Origin of the sequence: Paraburkholderia domus, from assembly GCF_905220705.1 — a bacterium.
GTDB classification, from domain to species: Bacteria; Pseudomonadota; Gammaproteobacteria; order Burkholderiales; family Burkholderiaceae; genus Paraburkholderia; species Paraburkholderia domus.
Map to the genome: position 1 here is coordinate 229412 of NZ_CAJNAT010000006.1, position 20484 is coordinate 249895.

Below are 20484 nucleotides of genomic sequence, written 5' to 3' on the forward strand. Positions count from 1 at the left end.
TAACAAATACAGGGCGGCTAGATTGGCGTCGGCGAGGCACGGAGGAGGAACGATGTGCACGGCTGACGACCTCTTTAGCCGCATTTATAGTGAACCGCGGGAAACGTTCCCGGCAGTTCGCGCGCCCGCAATCGAGTCAGCAAATCGGCGCGTGATAGGTGTTCAGGGTGCTGCGGATTGCGGCCTCGGGTGCATCCAGTGCCGCAGTCAGGCGCAAAGTATAGCGGAAAATTTCATGCGGCAGCGTCGCGGGCGCTGCTGTGCCGCCGCATGTGCCGCGCGGACTACTGAAGAATCAGCAGCAGTTGCGCGTCGGCGTGTTCGGCGGGCGGCCGCGCAAAGCCGCTGCGCACATACCGATGCCATCGGCCGATGATGTAGCTCAGCAGCAGGCTCGCGCGGATCGCCGGATCATAGGCTGCAGGCAGCGGCACGGCGGTCTGCGCGTTTGCGTCGGCGTTGGTGTTTTCGCTCGCGTGTGCGTTTGCCTCCATTTGCGCCAGCCGCAAACACTGCTTCAACGATGCCTCGACCCGCTCCAGCATCTGATTGACGCGTTCAGTCAGCCGCTCATGCTCGCCGACCAGCGCCTCGCAGGTCAGCACGCGCGTCATGCCAGGATTCTTCGCGGGGAAGTTGAGCAGCATCAGCGCAATCGCACGGGCTTGCAGCACGCCGTTGCTTTCTTTGTCGGCAATCTGGTTGATCAGGCCGAAGAGGGTTTGCTCGATGAACTCGATGAGCCCTTCGAACATTTGGGCCTTGCTGGCGAAATGGCGGTACAGCGCGGCTTCCGAGACGCCGAGCCGGGCGGCGAGTGCCGCCGTGGTGATCTTTTCGCTCTTTGGCGCTTCCAGCATCGCGGCGAGCGTCTGCAGGATGTGCACGCGACGCTCGCCCGGCTTCAGGCGCGGCGTCCGCGGCGCGGCCGGCGGGGTGGGTTCGTGTTCGGCTACGGCTTCGTCAGGCTTGTCGATCGGCTGCATGGCTGCGTCCCGTCTGCTGTCCCTTCAATCGAACCGAGCGGGTGCCCAGTCTTAGCGATTTTAACGAACGAATGCAGCGATCGACATAGTGCGGCCGGCCGGTGCCTGGCAGACGCGTCGGTATGCCGTCCGCGTGCGGCTTGCGCGGCAGATGGCCGGTGATCCACACCGTGCGGATGCCGAGTCGCCGGTAGTTTTTCAGATGCGAGCGCGTGTCTTCCACGAGGATCGCATCTTTGAGCGAGACGTGCGCGTCGCGCATCGCGCGGCGCAGCATCGAATGGTCAGGTTTAGCGCGCCAGGTGCGGCGATCGCGCATGTGCTCGATTGCAATCACCTGTTCGAACAGACGCTCGATGCGCAACTCCGCAAGCACCGCGCGTGCATAGGCCTCGGGCGCGTTGGTCAGCACGATCTTGCGACCGGGCAGCGACGCGACGAGCCGCGCGACACCGCGTTCGTGACGGATCATCGAGCCGAGATCGGGGAACGTGTGGACGACTTTCAGAAAGTCGTTGGGATCGAGCGGATGGTGCCGTGTCAGACCGAGCAGCGCTGCGCCGTAGCGTTGCGTGTAGCCGGTGCGCAGACGGTTGGCTTCGTCGATATCGACTCCCAGCGCGTCGATGATGTATTGCGTCATCCCCTGATTGATCGCCGGGAAAATCGCATGCGAAGCGTGATGCAGCGTGTTGTCGAGATCGAACAGCCAGACCGGACTGCCACCTGCGATGTGCGGACGACGGCGTCGGAAAGTGGGGGTGCGCATGATGAAGGCGCCGTTCAGGCGCAGGCAGTCGCTTCACGCAGTGAACGCGGACGACGGTTCGCGAGGCGGAAGGCGATAAAAGAGGGGAGAGTGTTGTTGCGCCGGAGGGCGGCGCGTTGTGTACCGCTGGGTCCAGCGGCAGCGCAACTGCACGGCACACATGGCACGCAGGATAAGCGTGCCGTGTGTGCCGGGTTTGAGGCAGGAATCAATGCGAGCGGATCATCGTGCCGAACGGCTGTTCGGTGAGAATTTCCAGCAGCACCGAATGTTCGATGCGGCCGTCGATGATGTGTACCGAACGCACGCCACTCTTTGCGGCATCCAGCGCCGACGAGATTTTCGGCAGCATGCCGCCGGAGATCGTGCCGTCTGCGAACAGGCCGTCGATCTCTCGCGCCGACAGATCGGTCAGCAGATTGCCTTCCTTATCCATCACGCCCGGGATGTTGGTCATGATCACGAGCTTTTCGGCGTTCAGCACGACCGCCAGTTTGCCCGCGACCAGATCCGCGTTGATGTTGTACGACAGACCGTCTTCGCCGAAGCCGATCGGCGAGATCACCGGAATGAACGCGTCGTCTTGCAGCGCTTTCACGACCGCAGGATTGATTGCCTCGACTTCGCCCACCTGACCGATATCGACGTACTGGCCCGGATTGTCGCGATCCGGCATCTGCATCTTGCGTGCGTGGATCAGGCCGCCGTCTTTGCCGGTCAGGCCAACCGCGTGACCGCCGAAATGGTTGATCAGCGTGACGATGTCCTGCTGCACTTCGCCGCCGAGCACCCATTCGACGACTTCCATCGTCTCTTCGTCGGTGACGCGCATGCCCTGGATGAACGTGCCCTGTTTACCGATTTTCTTCAGCGCCTGGTCGATTTGCGGACCACCGCCGTGCACGATCACCGGATTGATACCGACCAGCTTCAGCAGGATCACGTCGCGCGCGAAGCCTTGCTTCAGCCGCTCTTCGGTCATGGCGTTGCCGCCGTATTTGATGACCACGGTCTTACCGTGATACTGGCGAATGTAAGGCAGCGCCTCGGCCAGAATTTCAGCCTTCAGGGTGGGCGCGATCTGCGAAAGGTCAGGGATCTCGGACATGGCGGCAGGCTCAGGCACGGAACAGTTAAAACAGGGCGAATTGTACAGGACTGGCGCGCTGCAACAGGGTTTTCGATAGCGGCGCCGGTGACGGGCGGCGCGGGCTTTGCGCACTGCGCAATGGACGGCCCGAAGCGGCAGCCGACAATCAAGCTTACCGTCGTTCAGATAGGTCTGTGAATCGGCCGAATGGCCGATGGTCGACTGACGGCGGCGCGCCACTCGTGGCATCATTTCCTGATTCAGGCTGTAGCGAGACCATCCGGCCCGTTATGAAATCGTCAGCTTCCCGCTCCGGAAGCAGCGCGCTTTGTCCGCGCTGCGGTCATGCATTCGATTGCGCCATGCATGGCGTGCCGTTCGACTGCTGGTGCCGTGAAATGCCGGCCCTGCCGGCGGACCGGCTCGATCCGTCCGGCCGCTGCCTGTGTCCTGAATGTCTCGCTGCGGAGATCGCGAGAGCCGTGCAACCGGCGCCGGGAGCCGGTTCACCTTGAAGGTGGCGCGGCTCTGGCGGCCGCGTTGTCCGTTCTATGCCGCGCGGTGCCGGGCCGCGAGCACGCTCAGATCGCGTGCAACAGCCTCCAGCGCCGGATCCCATTGGCCGAACTGCCGCTGCCTGTAGAGCGTCGCGCTCGGATACCACGGGCTGTCGGACCGGTCGAGCAGCCAGACCCAATGCGGATTGACGTCGAGCAGTACCCATGTGCGCTGGCCAAGCGCGCCGCTCAGATGCGCCACGGACGTGCAAACCGTGATGACGAGATCGAGCGCGCTGACAAACGCCGCTGTGTCGTCGAAGCTGGCGAATTCGGCGGTGTAGTCAGACATCGGCAGACCCGCCGCCCGGGCAGCCGCGACGTCCACCTCGGCACCCGGTTGCAGCGAATAGAACGCAACGTCTTGCATACCGCGGAAATGAGTCGAATAGCGTTCCCAACCCACCCGACGGAATGGATTGCGCTGATGGCCAGGGCTGCCGGTCCACGCCAGTCCGACTTTGAGCCTCGTTTCGCCGGCAAGCCTCTTTCGCCACGACTCGCCGGCTGCGGCGTCCGCATACAAGTACGGAATCGCAGCGGGGATCGTTTCTTCGCGCGTGTCGAAGATTAAAGGCAAGCTGAGTAACGGAATTTCGTAGTCGAACGGTGGCAAAGATTCGACGCCACCACCGGCCGAATAGTCGTCTGCATGATCGCCGAGGCTGCGAGCGAGCAGCGCACCCATCTGCGGAAATGAATTCCAGACGAGGCGGCCGCCCTCGCGATGAACACGCTCGCCCAACACGGGGATATAGCGGCTGAATTGCAAGACATCGCCCATGCCCTGTTCACCCCACACCAGCAGCGTTTTGCCGGCAAGCGATTCACCTTGCCAGGTTGGCGCGGGCATCGCGGGACGGTTGCCGCCCAATTCAAATGAGCCATCCCAGCGTGCTTCGTGGGCTTGCCATCCGTGCGTGTAATCGCCGCGCATGAGCTGCAGCATGCCGAGATTCGAGCGCATGGTCGCGTCGTTGGGCGCTAATGCACAGGCAGTTCTTTCGGCGTGCTCCGCTTCGTCCCAGCGTTGCGCTTCACGCAGCGCCAGCGCATAGTTGTTATGCGCCAGCGGGCTATGCGGCGCGCATTGCACGGCTCTTGCGCCTGCTTCGAGCGCGCGCGGAAGATTCAAATTGACGCGGCTTACATGACTGAGATTGGTCCATGTGTCGCCATGGCCGGGGTCGTCATGAACTGCACTTTCCAGTAGTGCGAGTTGCTCGTTCAGGTCGCCACCTGTGAGCGTAAGGGCGCCAGCGAGATTGTTGCGCAACTGCGGCAGTTTCGGATCGATGGCGAGCGCGCGACGATAGGGTGCGATTGCTTCGCTATGCCGGTTCGCCATCTGCAGTGCGTAGCCGAAACGGAAGTGGGCAAGAGCGCGGTGCGGATCGAGTTGGGCAATAATGGCGGCGAGTTCGATCACGTCGTCGTGACGATGTTGCTCTAGCAGCGCGGTGATGAGCGAGTCGATCGACGCGTCGTCGAGCGGATGGCGTTGCGCAGCGGCATCGAGCCAGTTGGCCTCGGCTTCTGCGGTGCCGTTTTGCCGGGCTGTAGCGGCATGTCGCAGGAAAGTCAGGAAAGCTGATGAGGCGGGGGTCTCGCTATCAGGGATAGGCAGCATGGATGAGTTTGGGTGGCGCGAGAACGGATGATGAGCAATCGGTTCGCACAACGCTGTCGCAAAAATCCCATGTTACCGGCGCAAGGCCGTGCGGTAAGTCAGACTAGTCCGAACCGTTAAACTAAAGTCATGCATCGTATAACTAACACCGGCCGGGTCAACCTCGGTCATCTGTTCTGGCTGCGCAGCCTCGCTATCATCGGCCAGCTGATGACGATTGCATTCGTGCAGACCTTCTTCGGCGTGCACTTGCCGTTGCCCGCGATGTTGCTCGTGATCGCCCTCGAAGTGATCTTCAACGGACTGACGTGGTGGCGCGTCTCTCAGCAGCGGCCCGAGTCCAATCTCGAACTGTTCGGCCAGATCTGGGTCGATCTCGGCGCATTGTCGGCGCTGCTGTTCCTTTCCGGCGGCACCACCAACCCATTCGTTTCGCTGTACCTGCCATCGCTCGCGATTGCCGCAGCCGTGTTGCCGTGGTATCTGATGGCGTGGCTCGCCGCGTTCGCCGTGGCCTGTTATGCCGTGCTCGGTTTCGATTCCGTGCCGCTGAATCTCGACAACCCAGCGAACCTGTTCGACTACTTTCGCGCCGGCATGTGGGTGAACTTCATGGTCAGCGTCGGCCTGATTGCGTGGTTCGTCGCGCGCATGTCACGCGCTCTGCGACTACGTGACGCAGCGCTCGGAGAGGCGCAGCAGCGCTTGCTTCATGATGAGCGCGCCGTCGCGCTGGGCGTCCAGGCTGCCACTGTCGCGCACGAAATCGGCACGCCGCTGTCTACAATTGCAATGTTGTCCGAAGAATTGCGCGACGCCGCGCGAACCGATAAGGGGCTCGCGCCGTACAGCGCCGATCTGGAGCTGCTCGAACAGCAAATGACGCTCTGCACTTCTGCGCTTGCACGGCTGCGCAGCCGTGCAACGACCGCGACCAACCGGCAGATGGTCAGCGAGTGGCTAGAGTCGTTCGGCGAGCAATGGCGCTTGCGTCATCCGCATGTGAAGTTCGAGCGGATCGGAGTGCCGCCTGAGGGAGTCAGCCTTGACGATACGGTTGCCGTCAGTCAGATTCTTACGATTCTGCTCGACAACGCCGCGCGTGCGAGCCGCGACCACGTGACGCTGTCGTGCGCGCTTGCGGCTCGCGGCGATCAGATCGTATTCGAAGTATGCGACACGGGCCCGGGTATTCCGGCCGCATTGCGCGGGTCGATCGGCACGATGCCGGTCGACAGCACACAGGGCGGACACGGCGTCGGGCTGTATCTGGCATTTTCAGCGGCGGCGCGTCTGAAGGGATCGATCGAACTGACCGATGTCAGCGAAATCAAGCCGCGCGGCACGCGTGCAGTGTTGAGACTGCCGCTTGGCGCGCGCAAATTATCAGGTGCGGGCCGTCAGGGCGCCACGCCATCCAACACGGAGAAACAGGCATGAGCGATATGAATTTTCTGGTGATCGACGACGATGAGGTGTTCTCCGGCATCCTCGCCCGCGGTCTGACGCGGCGCGGTTATACGGTGGCCGAAGCGCACAACGCGGATGAGGCGATCAAGTTGGCGAACCAGCAGAAGTTCAGCCAGATCACGGTAGACCTGCATCTCGGCAACGATTCCGGTCTTACGCTCGTCGCCCCTTTGCGTGATTTGCAGCCGGACGCGCGCATGCTGGTGTTGACCGGCTACGCCAGTATCGCCACAGCTGTGCAGGCTGTGAAAGACGGCGCCGACAACTATCTGGCGAAGCCCGCCAACGTGGAGACGATCTTGTCGGCGCTGCAAAGCGAGGCGAGTGCGCTGCAAGCTGAAGAGGCGATTGAGCATCCCACGCCGTTGTCGGTTGCGCGTCTGGAGTGGGAGCATATTCAACGTGTGCTCGCGGAGCACGGCGGCAATATTTCAGCCACTGCGCGCGCGTTGAACATGCACCGCCGAACGCTGCAACGCAAGCTGGCGAAGCGGCCGGTCAAGCAGTAAGCGTTGAGGCGTGCCCGCGCTTGCGGGCCGCCAAGAAAAACGGGCTGTCTTTCACAAGACAGCCCGTTTTTTTGTGCCTCACACATGATCGACCGCGCGTGTGGCGCGCGGCTTTAGCGCGGCATCAGTATCAGCATCGACATCAAAGCACGTAGCGTGACAGATCCTCGTCTTCCGCCACTTCGTTCAGCGCGCGATCGACATACGCCGCGTCGATCTGCACCGTCTTGCCCGAGTGATTGCCGGCTGCGAACGAGACATCTTCGAGCAGCTTTTCAATTACCGTGTACAGGCGGCGTGCGCCGATGTTCTCAGTCTTCTCGTTGACCGAGTACGCGATTTCGGCCATGCGGCGAATGCCGTCCTCGGCGAATTCCAGGTGCACGTCTTCCGTGGCCAGCAGTGCCTGGTATTGCTTGACGAGGCTCGCGTCGGTCGACACCAGGATCGATTCGAAATCGCCCACCGACAGCGAATCCAGTTCGACCCGAATCGGGAAGCGGCCTTGCAGTTCCGGAATCAGATCGCTCGGCTTGGCCAGATGAAACGCGCCGCTGGCGATGAACAAAATGTGGTCGGTCTTCACCATGCCGTACTTGGTGTTGATCGTGGTGCCCTCGACGAGCGGCAGCAGATCGCGCTGCACGCCCTGACGCGACACTTCACCGCCGCCCGCTTCGCTACGCGACGCGATCTTGTCGATTTCGTCGAGGAACACGATGCCGTTCTGCTCGACATTCTGTACCGCCTTGGCTTTCACCTCTTCGTCGTTGAGCATCTTGCCGGCTTCTTCGTCGGTGAGGACCTTGAGCGCTTCCTTCACCTTCAGCTTGCGGCGCGTTTTCTTGCCGCCGCCGATATTCGCGAACATCGAACGGATCTGCTCGGTCATGTCTTCCATGCCCGGCGGCCCCATGATGTCCATGCCGACTTGCGGCTGTTCGACGTCGAGTTCGATTTCCTTGTCGTCGAGCAAGCCCTCGCGCAGACGCTTGCGGAAGGTCTGGCGCGTGGGGCTGCTTTCGTCGACGGTATCCGCGGCGCTCGAACTTGCGCCGAAACCGACCGGGCGTGCTGTGGGCAGCAGGATGTCGAGAATGCGGTCTTCGGCCTGGTCTTCAGCCTTGGTCCGCACCTTGCGCATTTCCGTTTCGCGCGTCTGCTTGATCGAGATCTCCATCAGATCGCGCACGATGCTGTCCACATCGCGGCCTACGTAGCCGACTTCGGTAAACTTCGTGGCTTCGATCTTGATGAACGGTGCGTCGGCCAGTTTCGCCAGGCGCCGCGCGATTTCCGTTTTACCGACACCGGTCGGTCCAATCATCAAAATGTTCTTCGGCGTGATTTCCTGACGCAGCGGATCTTCAACCTGCTGACGGCGCCAGCGATTGCGCAGCGCCACGGCAACCGCTTTCTTCGCGCGGCCTTGGCCGATGATGTGTTTGTCGAGTTCCGAGACGATCTCGGCAGGGGTCATGGTGCTCATCGTGTGTCCTTACTCGATCGTCTCGATGACGCGGTTATGGTTCGTATAGATGCACATGTCGCCGGCAATCTCCAGCGACTTCTCCACGATCTCGCGCGGCGACAGCTCGGTGTTGTCAACGAGCGCCTTCGCGGCGGCTTGCGCGTAAGCGCCGCCCGAACCGATCGCGCAGATACCGCCTTCCGGATCGAGCACGTCGCCGTTACCGGTAATGACGAGGGTGGTGGTGGCATCCGCGGCGATCAGCATGGCTTCGAGGCGGCGCAGCATGCGGTCGGTGCGCCAGTCTTTGGCGAGTTCGACGGCGGCGCGGGTCAGATTGCCCTGATGTTTTTCCAGCTTCGCTTCGAAGCGGTCGAGCAGCGAGAAGGCGTCGGCCGTGCCGCCGGCGAAGCCGACCATCACCTTGCCGTTATAGATGCGCCGGACTTTCTTCGCCCCGCCTTTCATGACGATGTTGCCAAGCGTCACCTGGCCGTCGCCGCCAAGCGCGACCTTGTCGCCGCGGCGCACGGAAACGATCGTTGTGCCGTGAAATTGCTCCATATGCGTTCCTCTTTGCAAAACGGGTAGGACGCGGTGGCGCAGCACCACCGCATGAATCCGGGAAGCGGACGGCGCGCAACGCTGAAACGGTCAACTGGCCGGCGCGCGCTCGTGCAACGCATGTCGAGGTTATTTTAGGGCGTGCGCGGTCATATCAAGAGCCGGCAAACGGCATAAGACAAAAACACGGGATTCAGGGCGAGGAATGTGGGGAGGGACACACAAAAGAAAAAAGGCGCACAGATCACCGTGCGCCTCTCGACGAAGCAGCTTAAAAGGGCGCGGAGCCGAAGCCGCGCCGCAGGCGTTCAGTCGCCGAACAGCTTCTGGCGCAGTTCGCGGCGTTCCTGCGCTTCGAGCGACAGGGTAGCCGTGGGCCGTGCGAGCAGACGCGGAATGCCGATCGGCTCGCCGGTTTCTTCGCACCAGCCATAATCGCCCGAATCGATGCGCGCGATCGATTGCTGCACCTTCTTCAGCAGCTTGCGCTCGCGGTCGCGCGTGCGTAGTTCGAGCGCATGCTCTTCCTCGATCGTTGCACGATCGGCCGGGTCCGGCACGATTACTGTTTCGCGCAGGTTCTCGGTCGTCTGGCCGGCATTGCGGAGAATGTCCGCCTGCAGCTGTTCAAGCTTGTTCTTGAAGAAAGCGAGCTGATCCTCATTCATGTAATCCTTGTCGCTCATCTTCAGGATTTCGGCTTCAGTCAAGAGTCGTTTCGTCGTCATCTGGCTTGCTTCTTCAATGTGAGGCAAAACTCTTACATAGTGCCCGCACTTTCGTATTGCCCACAAAGGCGCCACGAGGACGCTGAGCGCTGGGCGGGCACGGACGGTGGACTGTCGGTGACGCCGAAGCGCCTTGCGCCCACGCGCCGGGCGCGCTACGCCAATGCGGGGCCGAACTCCTCTGGAAACCGATTCTCAATTGTTCCTGAGGTATTGCTTGCCGGCAGCGAGCCTTGTCTGCTGTGCCAGCCGGCATTATCGGCGTGATTTCCGGACAAGATTTTCCGGCGCCGTTTCAGGCCCGGCGCGGAGTACGCGCTGACCGGGCAATTCGTTGTCATTCTCCAGTGGGCACGTATTGTAACTGAATCACAATCCAGCACCGCAACTGGTGAAAATCCCCCGGCGGCGCACTGATATCCCGAAAATATAACGCGCGCACGATCAAAAAGCGATGGTCGTGAACGGTTTAATACAGCAGGGTTTTCACGTGCTTTTCACACAGCCGACATTTCAGCTGGCTTTCGGCTGCTGGTTCTGCGTATTCTGTAGACGATTACCCCGTCCCAGTAGGGCGCGGGCCCGTGATCGGCGTGCGTCAGGACGTCGGCGGTGCCGTGCCGCGCCACCTGCACGGGCACCGCCGACGTGACGCTTACGCCAGACAGGCGTCCAGGCCGTCGGTGATCAGGTCTTGCGGCAGTTCGATGCCGATGAACACCATCTTGTTGGTCTTCTTCTCGATCGGCTGCCATTTCGCGGCCAGATCGCTGCCCATCATCTGATGTACGCCCTGGAACACCACCTTACGGTCGACGCCCTTCATATACAGCACACCCTTATAGCGCAGCAGGCGCTCGCCGTAGATCTGCAGAATGCCGCCGAGGAAGTCCTCGAGCTTGTTCGGGTCGAACGGACGGTCGCTGCGGTAGACGAACGACTTGATCTTGTCGTCATGGTGCGCGTGATGGTGATGCGCGTGGTCGTGACCTTCGTGGTCGCACTTGCCGTGGTCGTGATCGCAGTTTTCGTGATCGGCATGGGTGTGGCCGTGCTCGTCATGCGCGTGAGCGTGGTTGTGCGCATGTTCGTCTTCAGCGAGAAAGTCAGGGTCGATTTCGAGCTTCGAATTCAGGTTGAAGCCGCGCAGATCGAAAATTTCCTTGATGTCTGCTTCGCCGAAATTGACGACCTTGATCGCCGCCCGCGGATTCATGTGCAGCAGGCGGTGGCGCAGATCGTCCATGTGCTTTTCATCGACCAGATCGGCCTTGGTGATGAACAGGCGATCGGCGAAACCGACCTGGCGCTGCACCACTTCATGCTCGTCCAGTTGATGGTTCGCGTGCTTCGCGTCGACCAGCGTGATGATTGCGTCGAGCAGGAATTCGTTGGCGATCTGGTCGTCCATGAAAAACGTCTGCGCGACCGGGCCCGGATTGGCGAGACCCGTGGTTTCGATCACGACGCGGTCGAAATCCAGTTCGCCGGACTGCTTCTTCGCCGCCAGATCGCCCAGCACGCGCGACAGGTCGCCACGGATCGTGCAGCAGATGCAGCCGTTGCTCATCTGGATGATCTGCTCGCTCGTGTCCTGCACGAGGATTTCGTTATCGATGTTCTCTTCGCCGAACTCGTTCTCGATCACGGCGATCTTCATGCCGTGCTTTTCGTTCAGGATGCGCTTGAGCAGGGTGGTTTTGCCGCTGCCGAGAAAGCCGGTCAGGATGGTGACTGGGATCATGTTGGTCGCCTGTAAGTACGTGAGTCTGTGCGTAATCGAAATGTGCAGCGCGCAAGCTGCCGCAAATGCGTCTGCGAATCCGGTTTGCCGGGGGTGGCAGCCTGACGGCGCGCGACCCGATCTAGCCGGATATTGAAACATATCTGTCAAGCCGGCGCTGGCGGCGGGAGCGGACCCCTTGCGCGGCGCGCGGGAAATAGCCCTGAAACTATGGGCGATCAGGCGATTTGCAACAGCAGGCCTTTCAGGTATTCACCTTCCGGGAAGGCGGTGAGCAACGGGTGGTCGACCCCAGCGCCGAGGCGCTTGAGAATCCGCGCATCGACGCGCGCATCGGCCGCCGCACCGGACACGATCTTCTGGAACAGTTCGGAATCGATCGCGCCGGAACATGAATAGGTGAACAGCAGGCCGCCCGGGCGCAGCAACTTGAGGCCGGTCAGGTTGATGTCCTTATAGGCGCGCGAGGCGCGGTCCACGTGTTCACGCGACGGCGCGAACTTCGGCGGATCGAGCACGATCAGGTCGAAGCGCTCGCCTTCGTCGTAGAGGCGGCGCAGGGTTTTGAACGCGTCGGCGTCGAGCCAGGTGGCGCGCTCGGCGTCGAAACCGTTGGCGGCCACGTTCTGTTGAGCGATCGCGAGCGCGTCGCCTGACGAATCGATCGACACCACGCGTTTGGCGCCGCCTTTCAACGCCGCGAGCGAAAAGCCGCCGGTGTAGCAGAAGCAGTTCAACACATCGCGATCTTTCGCCAGTTCCTGCACCAGCAGGCGGTTGTCGCGTTGGTCGACGTAGAAGCCGGTTTTGTGGCCGTTGCGCACGTCGACGTGATAGCGCACGCCGTTTTCGCTCGCGATCAGCGCTTCCGACGGTGCTTCGCCTGCCAGTACGCCGGTGATCTGCTCAAGCCCTTCCTTCTGGCGGATCGACACGTCCGAGCGTTCGTAGACGTTCGGGCAGCCGGTCGCGTCGGTTAGCGCGGCGACGATTGCTTCCTTCCACGCTTCGACGCCCGTCGCCATGAACTGGCACACGAGCTGGCTGCGCTGGCCTTCGTCCTCGGCAACGTAATGATCGACGATCAGACCGGGTAGGCCGTCCGCTTCGCCGAAAATCAGCCGCACGGCGCCGGTGTTGTGCACCATCGTTTGACGATGCGCCAACGCGCGCTGCACGCGGCGCTTGAAGAACGCGTGATCGATCGGCTCGGTTTCGTCGAAGCTCCACACGCGGGCGCGAATCTGCGAATGCGGGCTGTAGGCGGCGCGGGCGAGGAAGCGGCCGTCATGCGCGCGCACCAGCACGGTTGCGCCGGGCGCGGGATTGCCGTCGACGCGATCGATCGCGTTGGCGTAGACCCACGGGTGGCGGCGCAGCAGCGATTTTTCTTTCGACGGTTTGAGCGTAACGGTATTCATCAGGGTGTCAGCAGGAGCAATAGGCTGTGTGGAGAAAGAGGCACACGGCAGGTGAAGCGAAGGCGGAGACCGCAAACCGCGAAAAGCCAAACAAAAAGCCAATAGCGGAATCAGTCGCGTTTTTTGGCGCGCGGATGCGCCTGATCGTAGACGTGCGCGAGATGCTGGAAATCGAGCGCGGTGTAGACCTGCGTGGCGGTGATGCTGGCGTGTCCGAGCAGTTCCTGCACGGCCCGCAGATCGCCGCTCGACTGCAGCACGTGCGTGGCGAACGAATGCCGCAATACGTGCGGATGCACATTGGCGGGAATGCCGGCGACCAGCGCCGCGCGCTTGACACGCTCACGTACGACATTCGGCGAAAGGCGATTGCCGCGCGCCGACAGAAACAGCGGATGCGGGTCGTGTTTGACCATCTGGTCGCGCACTTCGAGCCACGCTTTCAAAGCGACGAGCGCCTTGCTGCCGACCGGCACGATGCGGCGCCGGTTGCCCTTGCCGAGTACTTCGACTTCGGCGGAGTCGAGTTTGAGCCAGCCCGCGGAGCGGTAGCCGTCGGCATCGGCAAAACGGGCGTCGAGGCCGACCAGTTCGGACAGCCGCAGGCCCGACGAATAGAACAGTTCGAGCATCGCGTGATCGCGCAAACCTTCGGGCGTCGCGGCGGGCGGGCTCTCCATCAGGCGCGTGGCGTCGTCGACGGAAAGCGCTTTCGGCAGTGCTTTGGCCTGCTTCGGTGCCCGCACCGTGGCGACCGGGTTGGCCGGCAGATCGACGCGTCCCGCGAACCAGCGGTAAAACGCCCGCCAGCACGACAGCCGATGGCTGATCGAGCGCGCTGTCAGGCCGCCGGCGTGCGCCCGCGAAACCGCACCGCGCATATCGACAGCGGTGAGGCTTTCGAGCGGCCGGCCTTTGGCCAGCAGCTTGAGCTCGTCGAGTTCGTGGGTATAGCCGCGCAGCGTATGCGCCGACAGTCGCCGCTCATGCTCGAGATTCGACAGATAGGCGGCGATCGGGTCGGCTTCGGTCACGATGGCCTTTTGCGGGATCGGCGGATCAGCGCGGCAGCAGGCGGCTGAGCGCCGCGCTCGCCAACGCGCCGATCTGCGTCAGGAAATCGGTCGCCATGCCGTCATGGAAGCGGCGCGCGTCAGCGGAACCCATCACCAGCAGGCCGAAGGTGGGCGCCTCTTCCTTGCCTTCGGGGTCGCGCAGCGCGAGCAACGCAATCGATTCAGTGGCGTGCGCGGACTCGCTTGCGCCGCCTGCAGCCCCATCGTCGCTCACGGCCGACACCGCCGGCACGAGCCACTGCGCTGCTTCGAAGCCGGTGTTCGCGCCGCAGTACGGCGTGGTGAGGCTGTTCGCGAAGATTCGCACTTCCTCGCCGACATGGCGCGCGAACTCGGCCTGCGAATACGGCTCGGAGACGTCCCATACGCGCAGTGCCGCTTGCGGCACGTCGAAAATATCGCGCAAACCGGTGGCGATCGTGCGCGGCAGCGCGTACGGATCGCGCTCGGACATTACACGGATGGTCCAGCGATTGAATTTCGACGCGATGCTGTCGTTCTCGTGACCGTAGCGCAGCAGTTCAGCCAGACGCCGTTCGAGATGCTTGTTCTTGTCGCGCAGCATTTCCATCTGCCGCTCCTGCAGCGACACCGCGGCTTTGCCATGCGGGTTCGCAAGCCGGATTGTCGCGAGCATTTCCGCGTGTTCGGCGAAGAATTCGGGGTTGGCGAGCAGATATTCGGCGACTTCGCGATCGTTCATGGTTTCGGCTAAAGGACTACGGGACGACGCCTTCAGGGCGGCGCATCGGTCATGCGTTCGGTCGGCCGGCGAAAGAGCCGCGTGGTCCGGCGCTTCATCGGCCTCTTCATCGGCCTGTTCGAGGCCACGTGTCGGGTACTTCGTGGGCCGATCGCTCGGCCGCTGAATCGGATACTGCGCTGGCGCGGATCAGTCGGCCAGTTCGATCTCGCCTTCGAAGACGGTTGCCGCAGGGCCGGCCATTAGCAGCGGCGCGCCTTCTTGCACGCTGTCCCACGTGATGGTCAGCTTGCCGCCGTGCGTATGCACGAGTACCGGCGCATCCAGCAGTCCACGGCGAATGCCGGCAGCGACTGCCGCGCACGCGCCCGTGCCGCACGCCAGCGTTTCGCCGGCGCCGCGTTCGTAGACCCGCAGCTTGATCTCGCTACGGCCGACGATCTGCATGAAGCCCGCGTTCACCCGCTGCGGGAAGCGCGCATGCCGCTCGATCACCGGTCCTTCGACGAGCACCGGAAATTCTTCGACGTTGTCGACCACTTGCACCGCGTGCGGATTGCCCATCGATGCCACCGAAATCCAGCGCGTCACACCGTTCACGTCGAGCGGCCAGAGCGTGTCGGCGCTCTCGCGGCGGCCTTCGAGACCTTTGGTGGCGAACGGCACGCGCTCAGGTTCGAACACGGGCGCGCCCATGTCGACCAGCACTTCGCCGTTCTCCTGCATGGTCAGCAGGAGGGTGCCGTTCTGCACTTGCACGCGCACGCTGCGTTTGTCGGTCAGACCGCTGTCGCGCACGAACTTGACGAAGCAGCGCGCGCCGTTGCCGCAGTGCTCGACCTCGCCGCCGTCGCAATTGAAGATGCGATATCTGAAATCGACGCCGTCCACGGTAGGTTTCTCGACCAGCAGCAACTGGTCGGCGCCGACGCCGAAATGCCGGTCCGCGAGGGCGCGCACCTGCGCCGGCGTCAGGTTGACCGGTTGGGTGTAGCCGTCGAGCACGACGAAGTCGTTACCCGCGCCGTGCATTTTGGTGAATTTCAGTTTCATCACGCTATTGTAAGTGACGCGCCTGCAGGTGGGCCGAACGCCGCCTTATTTGTCACCTTATTTCCGCGTTCCGGCACTTTTTGAAAACCGGGTCAGTACACGCTCGGCTCGCCAGGTGGACGGGTTTTGAAGCGCTTGTGCACCCAGTAGTACTGCTCGGGGATCAGCGGAATCTGCTCTTCAAGGAAGGCATTCATGCGGCGCGCGTCGGCGTCGTCGTCGCCGGTGGGGTAGTTGTCCCACGGCTTGAAGACCTTCAGCCGGTAGCCCTTGTAGTTCGGCAGCACCTCGCCGATGAACGGCACCACTTGCGCATGGCCGACCCCGGCGAGCCGTCCGACGGCCGTCAGCGTACATGCCGGTACGCCAAAGAATGGTACGAACGTCGAGTTGCGCGCGCCATAGTCCATATCGGCGCCGAGCATGACGGGCTTGCGGTCGCGCAACCAGCGCAGCACGATGCGTGCGCTGTCGGCGCGGCTTGCCATATCCGCGCCGAAGCGGCCGCGCGCGGCTATCGCCACGTCGTCGAGCACCTTGTTGGACATGGGTTGGTAGAGCGCGCCGCACTGCCGGCGCAGTGCGTGATTGATGAACACGGAGCCTGCCTCAATGCCGACGAAATGAGCACCGAGCAACAGGGTGGGCGGCATGTCGGGATCCAGGAGGTCGATCTCGCTATCCACCTGCACCAGCTTTTCGAGCTTCTTTGCCGAGCCGAACCACTGGACGCTGCGCTCAACATAGCTGCGGATCGCGTGGCGGAAGTGTTTCTGCGCGATCTCCTCGCGGTGCTCGGCGCTCCACTCAGGGAAGCACAGGCTCAGATTGATGTGGACGATGCGCTTACGGCTGCTGGGGATCTGATAGAGCAGCCAGCCCAGCCCGTCGCCCAGTCGCGCAACGAAACCATATGGCAGCAATGCCAGAAATTTCAGCAGTCCAATGGCGAGGTGAGCACCAAGACGACTCAGCATGCCGCCCCTCCGTGTAGGGCGTCGAGCGACGCTTTGCTCAAGAAACCTGAAGACGGGTTGAAATACAGCACGAGTGATGACTCTGTGACAATCAAAGGAAGTCGCTATAATAAGGGCTTCGCCGAGTTAATAGACAACTTGCGGGGCGAAGCTGGCGGGTGCGATCCATGGGATAGGCGCTCGCCAGAAAGGTAATCCGCTAAAGCGTCGCCGCTTCAGACTCTCGAAGTTGGCTACGTGAAACTCAACCGTAACCACACAACAGGAGTCCGCAACGTGGCAAACGACTATCTCTTCACCTCCGAATCCGTTTCCGAAGGCCATCCCGACAAAGTCGCGGATCAGATTTCGGACGCCATTCTCGACGCCATCCTGGCACAAGACAAGTACTCGCGTGTCGCAGCCGAAACGCTGTGCAACACGGGTCTCGTCGTGCTGGCCGGTGAAATCACCACCACCGCGAACGTCGACTACATCCAGGTCGCGCGCAACACGATCAAGCGCATCGGCTACGACAACACCGAATACGGTATCGACTACCGCGGTTGCGCAGTGCTGGTGGCGTACGACAAGCAATCGCCGGACATCGCCCAGGGCGTGGACCGCGCACACGACAACAACCTCGATCAAGGCGCCGGCGACCAGGGCCTGATGTTCGGTTACGCGTGTGAAGAAACCCCGGAACTGATGCCGCTGCCGATCCACCTGTCGCACCGTCTGGTGGAGCGTCAGGCGAATCTGCGCCGCGACGGCCGCCTGCCCTGGCTGCGTCCGGATGCGAAGTCGCAGGTTACCGTGCGTTATGTCGACGGCAAGCCGCATGCGATCGACACCGTCGTGCTGTCCACGCAGCATTCGCCGGATATCGATCTGGGCACGCTGCGCGAAGCCGTGATCGAAGAAGTCATCAAGCCGACGCTGCCGGCTGACCTGATCAAGGGCGACATCAAGTTCCTGGTGAACCCGACCGGCCGGTTCGTGATTGGCGGTCCGCAAGGCGATTGCGGTCTGACGGGCCGCAAGATCATCGTTGATACGTACGGCGGCGCGGCTCCGCACGGCGGTGGCGCGTTTTCGGGCAAGGACCCGTCGAAGGTCGACCGTTCAGCGGCTTATGCCGGCCGTTACGTGGCGAAGAACATCGTGGCGGCTGGTTTGGCGTCGCGCTGCCTGATTCAGGTGTCGTACGCGATCGGCGTCGCTCAGCCGACTTCGGTGATGGTCAATACGTTCGGCACGGGCCGCGTATCGGATGCGACGATCACGCGTCTGGTGCAGGAGCATTTCGACCTGCGTCCGAAGGGCATCATCCAGATGCTCGACCTGCTGCGTCCGATCTACGAGAAGAGCGCGGCCTACGGTCACTTCGGCCGCGAAGAGCCGGAATTCACATGGGAAGCCACGGACAAGGCTCTGGCGCTCGCCGAAGCAGCCGGCACCGAACCGGTCGCCGCGCTCGCCTGATAAGCAGGCACGCAGTCCACTTCAGCAAAAAACCCCGCCGGCGCAAGCCGGGCGGGGTTTTTTTATTGCCTTCGAATACGCTGCGCGGTGGGGCGATGACTGCGTCAAGACCGCAACGGCATGTGCTCGCCGCAACCAGACTGCGGACGTGGGACCGTGCGAGACGGACTTGGTGCCTCGCTCAACGGTTCAATTGGCGGTTCATCCGTGGCTTATTCCACTGCTCATTCAGCGGCTCGCAAACGCGAATGCAAACCAGCCGGAGCTGCCGCTCGTCGACATACGGCGCGGGCGTCGGCTCGTGCTCTGCGGCGTGGCGACCGTTGCATTGCGCGGGGCGCTCAAGCGCAGCGGCGTTGGTTTGCGCAGCAGCGTACGCAGCGAAAAACGGCGCGAACTGCCTTGCAGGCGCAGCGCGGAGAAGAAGGTGTGGAACCACGTGCGAATGCCGTCGACCGCTTTGGCTTCGCGCCATTGTTCGCCTAATGCGCGAGTGCGAGTGGCATGGTGACGCAATGCGCGCACAACATGGCGGCGCGCCGGACGCGCCGCTTTCAATGCGGCGCGGGTAAGGCGGGTGCTCAGAAGAGTATGCATGGCTTCACAAGTAGGCAACGTGTCGCGCGACGGAGGGTACGCCAGAAAGAGCACCAAATGTGCCAATGGCGGTGTCGCGATGGACGGCGCGAAAGCCTGGAATTCGAGGGAAAAGGGCACGGAGGACGGCGGAGCCGGTCATAGCGGCCTGTGCGCGCCGCAAAAGTGCGGGAGGAGCAATCAACATGTGTGCAGGCTACACGCGATTCATGACGTCAGAAAGTCGGTTTTTACCCTGCGAATACGGGTTTTTACCGGGTAAGAGCGATGTGCATATTTGCGGGGTCGCGCCCTTTGCGGTCGATTTTCGTGCGTGCTTGCCCTGACAGCGTGCTGTGCAATTCGCCATTTCGCGTGAAAGTAGTGCGTCGTGCCCCAGCTTCTCGAAAGGCGAAACAGCGCGCAGTCTGATCGCGCCCGTTTTACAATCGAGCATCAGCCAGTCGAAAGTAACGGAACACCATGTCACTTCACTCGAAGAAAGAGCAGATTCAAACGTTGCGGGAGCAAGGATTTGTCGTTGTGCCCGGCTTGGTGTCGCCCGAGCGTTGCGGCGAATTGAAGCAGATTGCAGAGCGCCAATTGCAGGAAGCGGCGGCGCCGATCGAGTTCGAAGCGGATCTGCGGTATCCGGGCGCACCGGAATCCAAACATGCGCCGGGCGGCCATACGGTTCGTCGTTTGCTGGATGCGTACGGGCGCCATCCGCATTTTGCGCAATGGGCGACCGCGCCGGAAATTCGCGGCTGGATGGAGTTGTACTTCGGTGAGGAGCCGCGCTTATCGCGGGCCCATCACAATTGCATGATGACCAAGCATCCGGCTTATGGCAGCTTGACCGGCTGGCATCGTGACGTGAGGTATTGGTCGTTCGAACGTGACGACCTGGTGTCGGTGTGGCTCGCGGTCGGGTCGGAGACGGTCGATAACGGCGCGTTGTGGCTTGTACCGAAGTCGCACAACGCTCCCTTTACGTCAGAGCGGTTCGACGAGGCCAAGTTTTTCCGTTCCGATCTGGAAGAGAATCAGGCGCTGATTCGCACCGCGGTTTCGCCCGAGCTCAAGGCCGGGGACGTGGTGTTCTTTCATTGCAACACGCTGCATTCGGCGGGCAAGAACCTCAGCGATCAGGTGAAATTTTCTTTGGTGTTTACCTATCACGGGGCGAGCAATGTGCCCCTGCCGGGATCCCGCTCGGCGGCCAAGCCTGAAATTGCTTTTTAAGTTTTTGCCCTGTGCGGCGCGGATGTTCATCAGTCTCGCGCCGCGTAGGTAATCAACGCGTTACCGCTTGCGCCCGGAAAGCGCCACCCCGGTCAGGCCGGCAATCGTGACGACAACGCCGGCCACAATCAGCATGATCGCCTTGTTGGTCGGCGATCCGGTAAACACGCGAGACACCTCGCTGCTGACCGAGTTGAACGCCTGCCCGCCGAAATACAACAACACGATACCGCCGACAATCAGCGCGATTGAAATCGCCTTTGTCATGAACGCACCTCTCCAATAAGCTTTTGTGATCGGCCAAAGTGTAGGGGAGCCGCAAGCAGCCGTCCATCCCGCATAGTGGGCCTCTGCACGCATCACGTCGATTGGCTACCATAGCGGTCTAGCCTCACCCAACCACAAACATAAAACCTGCACGCCTCCCGCAGCACGTGATTTCCTCACGCCC

At 62.0% G+C, this 20484-nt stretch carries 20 protein-coding genes; 5 read left to right on the forward strand and 15 right to left on the reverse strand.

What is annotated here, in order from left to right; all coding sequences use genetic code 11:
* Window positions 1-284: 284 nt before the first annotated feature.
* From slmA to argB, 3 genes are all read right to left on the reverse strand, one after another.
* Entirely contained in the window at window positions 285-986 is a 702-nt protein-coding gene (gene slmA / locus KHO31_RS14370) for a nucleoid occlusion factor SlmA (RefSeq protein ID WP_201071856.1), read from the reverse strand.
* Entirely contained in the window at window positions 964-1755 is a 792-nt protein-coding gene (locus tag KHO31_RS14375) for a pyrimidine 5'-nucleotidase (RefSeq protein ID WP_201071858.1), read from the reverse strand. The genes slmA and KHO31_RS14375 overlap by 23 nt, the downstream gene beginning before the upstream one ends.
* A 208-nt stretch (window positions 1756-1963) precedes the next feature.
* The gene (gene argB / locus KHO31_RS14380) at window positions 1964-2863 is read right to left on the reverse strand and encodes an acetylglutamate kinase (RefSeq protein WP_063494482.1); all 900 of its coding nucleotides are present in this window, start codon (window positions 2861-2863) and stop codon (window positions 1964-1966) included.
* A 272-nt stretch (window positions 2864-3135) separates the two neighbouring features.
* Between argB and KHO31_RS14385 the strand changes: the two genes are divergently transcribed.
* The gene (locus KHO31_RS14385) at window positions 3136-3360 is read left to right on the forward strand and encodes a cysteine-rich CWC family protein (protein ID WP_201071860.1); all 225 of its coding nucleotides are present in this window, start codon (window positions 3136-3138) and stop codon (window positions 3358-3360) included.
* A 34-nt stretch (window positions 3361-3394) separates the two neighbouring features.
* Here the strand turns inward: KHO31_RS14385 and KHO31_RS14390 are convergent, their stop codons facing one another.
* Window positions 3395-5032: a tetratricopeptide repeat protein gene (locus KHO31_RS14390; protein ID WP_201071863.1), complete on the reverse strand. Its 1638-nt coding sequence runs from the start codon at window positions 5030-5032 to the stop codon at window positions 3395-3397.
* 129 nt (window positions 5033-5161) lie between these two features.
* On the opposite strand from KHO31_RS14390, the gene KHO31_RS14395 reads away from it, so the two are divergent.
* Both KHO31_RS14395 and KHO31_RS14400 read left to right on the forward strand, forming a co-directional pair.
* A complete protein-coding gene (locus tag KHO31_RS14395) occupies window positions 5162-6472 on the forward strand; it encodes an ATP-binding protein (RefSeq protein WP_201071866.1) in 1311 nt (436 codons plus the stop codon).
* Window positions 6469-7011 carry a response regulator transcription factor gene (locus tag KHO31_RS14400; protein ID WP_028197735.1) on the forward strand — a complete coding sequence of 181 codons (543 nt, stop codon included), beginning with the start codon at window positions 6469-6471 and terminating at the stop codon, window positions 7009-7011. The genes KHO31_RS14395 and KHO31_RS14400 overlap by 4 nt, the downstream gene beginning before the upstream one ends.
* A gap of 142 nt (window positions 7012-7153) precedes the next feature.
* Here KHO31_RS14400 and hslU read toward each other — a convergent pair whose 3' ends face one another.
* The 9 genes from hslU to KHO31_RS14445 all read right to left on the reverse strand — a co-directional run bounded on the left by hslU (window position 7154) and on the right by KHO31_RS14445 (window position 16748).
* Window positions 7154-8500: an ATP-dependent protease ATPase subunit HslU gene (gene hslU / locus KHO31_RS14405; RefSeq protein WP_201071869.1), complete on the reverse strand. Its 1347-nt coding sequence runs from the start codon at window positions 8498-8500 to the stop codon at window positions 7154-7156.
* A 9-nt stretch (window positions 8501-8509) separates the two neighbouring features.
* Entirely contained in the window at window positions 8510-9046 is a 537-nt protein-coding gene (gene hslV, locus KHO31_RS14410) for an ATP-dependent protease subunit HslV (RefSeq protein ID WP_028197737.1), read from the reverse strand.
* Window positions 9047-9354: 308 nt separating this feature from the next.
* A complete protein-coding gene (gene dksA, locus KHO31_RS14415; RefSeq protein ID WP_012431412.1) occupies window positions 9355-9774 on the reverse strand; it encodes an RNA polymerase-binding protein DksA in 420 nt (139 codons plus the stop codon).
* 655 nt (window positions 9775-10429) lie between these two features.
* A complete protein-coding gene (locus KHO31_RS14420) occupies window positions 10430-11518 on the reverse strand; it encodes a CobW family GTP-binding protein (protein ID WP_201071872.1) in 1089 nt (362 codons plus the stop codon).
* Window positions 11519-11736: 218 nt separating this feature from the next.
* Complete coding sequence (locus tag KHO31_RS14425) at window positions 11737-12939, reverse strand: class I SAM-dependent rRNA methyltransferase (RefSeq protein ID WP_211623599.1); 1203 nt, start codon at window positions 12937-12939, stop codon at window positions 11737-11739.
* Between the two features lie 110 nt (window positions 12940-13049).
* Window positions 13050-13973, reverse strand: a complete 924-nt coding sequence (xerC, locus tag KHO31_RS14430) for a tyrosine recombinase XerC (protein ID WP_201138638.1) — start codon at window positions 13971-13973, stop codon at window positions 13050-13052.
* A gap of 25 nt (window positions 13974-13998) precedes the next feature.
* On the reverse strand, window positions 13999-14718 hold the full coding sequence (locus KHO31_RS14435; RefSeq protein WP_201071878.1) for a DUF484 family protein: 720 nt from the start codon (window positions 14716-14718) through the stop codon (window positions 13999-14001).
* Window positions 14719-14907: 189 nt separating this feature from the next.
* On the reverse strand, window positions 14908-15771 hold the full coding sequence (dapF, locus tag KHO31_RS14440; RefSeq protein WP_201071879.1) for a diaminopimelate epimerase: 864 nt from the start codon (window positions 15769-15771) through the stop codon (window positions 14908-14910).
* A gap of 92 nt (window positions 15772-15863) precedes the next feature.
* A complete protein-coding gene (locus KHO31_RS14445) occupies window positions 15864-16748 on the reverse strand; it encodes a lipid A biosynthesis lauroyl acyltransferase (RefSeq protein WP_201071881.1) in 885 nt (294 codons plus the stop codon).
* 276 nt (window positions 16749-17024) lie between these two features.
* Between KHO31_RS14445 and metK the strand changes: the two genes are divergently transcribed.
* Window positions 17025-18212: a methionine adenosyltransferase gene (metK, locus tag KHO31_RS14450; RefSeq protein ID WP_201071883.1), complete on the forward strand. Its 1188-nt coding sequence runs from the start codon at window positions 17025-17027 to the stop codon at window positions 18210-18212.
* Between the two features lie 228 nt (window positions 18213-18440).
* Here the strand turns inward: metK and KHO31_RS14455 are convergent, their stop codons facing one another.
* Window positions 18441-18809 carry a hypothetical protein gene (locus tag KHO31_RS14455; protein WP_201071886.1) on the reverse strand — a complete coding sequence of 123 codons (369 nt, stop codon included), beginning with the start codon at window positions 18807-18809 and terminating at the stop codon, window positions 18441-18443.
* 462 nt (window positions 18810-19271) lie between these two features.
* Between KHO31_RS14455 and KHO31_RS14460 the strand changes: the two genes are divergently transcribed.
* On the forward strand, window positions 19272-20033 hold the full coding sequence (locus KHO31_RS14460) for a phytanoyl-CoA dioxygenase family protein (protein ID WP_201071889.1): 762 nt from the start codon (window positions 19272-19274) through the stop codon (window positions 20031-20033).
* Window positions 20034-20093: 60 nt separating this feature from the next.
* Here the strand turns inward: KHO31_RS14460 and KHO31_RS14465 are convergent, their stop codons facing one another.
* Window positions 20094-20300, reverse strand: coding sequence for a DUF3185 family protein (locus tag KHO31_RS14465; protein ID WP_201071892.1), 207 nt, complete (start codon window positions 20298-20300; stop codon window positions 20094-20096).
* Between the last annotated feature and the right edge of the window lie 184 nt (window positions 20301-20484).